This is a genomic window from Streptomyces sp. T39 (genome assembly GCF_008042045.1).
GTDB lineage: Bacteria > Actinomycetota > Actinomycetes > Streptomycetales > Streptomycetaceae > Streptomyces.
Genome location: NZ_RDBP01000075.1, coordinates 1 through 1301, shown reverse-complemented (window position 1 = coordinate 1301; position 1301 = coordinate 1). Strand labels below are relative to the sequence as shown.

General features: G+C 73.3%; 2 protein-coding genes. Both read left to right on the top strand.

Features of this window, described 5'->3' with window-relative positions; genetic code table 11:
- Positions 1–547, top strand: a 547-nt coding sequence (locus tag EAO77_RS35300; RefSeq protein WP_147992414.1) for a TetR/AcrR family transcriptional regulator, incomplete at its 5' end; no start/stop codon positions are given.
- Between the two features lie 31 nt (positions 548–578).
- The gene (locus EAO77_RS35295) at positions 579–1100 is read left to right on the top strand and encodes a DinB family protein (protein ID WP_187283553.1); all 522 of its coding nucleotides are present in this window, start codon (positions 579–581) and stop codon (positions 1098–1100) included.
- Positions 1101–1301: the final 201 nt, after the last annotated feature.

Below are 1301 nucleotides of genomic sequence, written 5' to 3'. Positions count from 1 at the left end.
CGCCCTGCTCGCCGACCGCGGCATGCGGGGGCTGACCCACCGGGCGGTGGACGAGGCGGCCGGCCTCCCGCAGGGGTCCACGTCCAACCACGCCCGCACCCGGCTCGCCCTTCTGCGGACGGCCGTGCGCCGACTCGCCGAACGCGAGGCGGCGGTGCTGACCATCGACGAGATGCCCGCCCCGTCCGGCGGCCGCCCCCAGCTCGTGGACGCCATGGCGCTCGCCCTCCACCGGTATCTGACCCGGCACCCGGAACTGCTCGTCGCGCGCTACGAGCTGGCGCTGGAGGCCCGCCGCCGGCCGGAGCTGCGGGAGTTCTACGACAGCGCGGGTGCCCGCTTCCGCGAGCCGCTGGTGGCGCTGATGGCGGCGGGCGGATCGGCGGAACCCGAACGCCACGCGCTGTCGCTGGTGGCGTGGTGCGAGGGGCTGATGTTCTCCTGCGCGATCGGCGCCTACCACCGGGCCGTGCCCGGGCCGGAGGAACTGCGCACCGGGTTCGCCGAGTTGCTGCGCGGGATGCTGGGCACGGGCGGGGCGGGATAACCGCTGGCCATCGGGGGCGGGCTCGATCAGGATGACGCCCATGACGACCGACGAGCGCACCGAACCCACCACCACCGCCGGCGAACGCGAGATGCTGACCGGCTTCCTGGACTACCACCGGGAGACCTTGCTGATGAAGTGCGCGGGGCTCTCCGACGCACAGTTGCGCACCCCCTCGGTCACCCCGTCGACGCTGACCCTGATGGGCCTCGTGCGCCATCTCGCCGACGTGGAGCGCTGGTGGTTCCGCATGGTCACGGCCGGTGAAGAGATCGAGGCCCTCTACTACTCCGACGAGGACCCGGACGGGGACTTCCGCGCCACCGAGGCGACGACCTGGGAGGCGACCCTCGCCGACTGGCGGGCCGAGGTGGAGGCCGCCCGTGAGGTGACCGCAGCCCGCGGACTCGACGACGTCGGCGTCCGCACGTCGCGCAAGGGCGAGCCGTTCAGCCTGCGCTGGGTCCTGACGCACATGATCGAGGAGTACGCCCGTCACAACGGCCACGCCGACCTGCTGCGCGAGGCGATCGACGGTGTGACCGGCGAATGAGCCACCCCCGGTGGCACGGCCGAAAAGCGCGTCACCCGTGCGGGCCATTCACGGCCCGTACCGCCCGGCAACCCGCCGCCCGCACAGCAGAGTTGCGCGGGTGCAGCGAACGAAGACGACAGCGGGGATCCTGATCGGACTGGCGGCCTGGGCCACCACCGGCTGCAAGTCGGTGCCCGCCGGACCGCCCCCTTCCCCCTC

What these genes read in the sequence shown, in the direction of transcription:
- EAO77_RS35295 (WP_187283553.1), top strand. Translation starts at nt 579, where the DNA reads ATGACGCCCATGACGACCGACGAGCGCACCGAACCCACCACCACCGCC.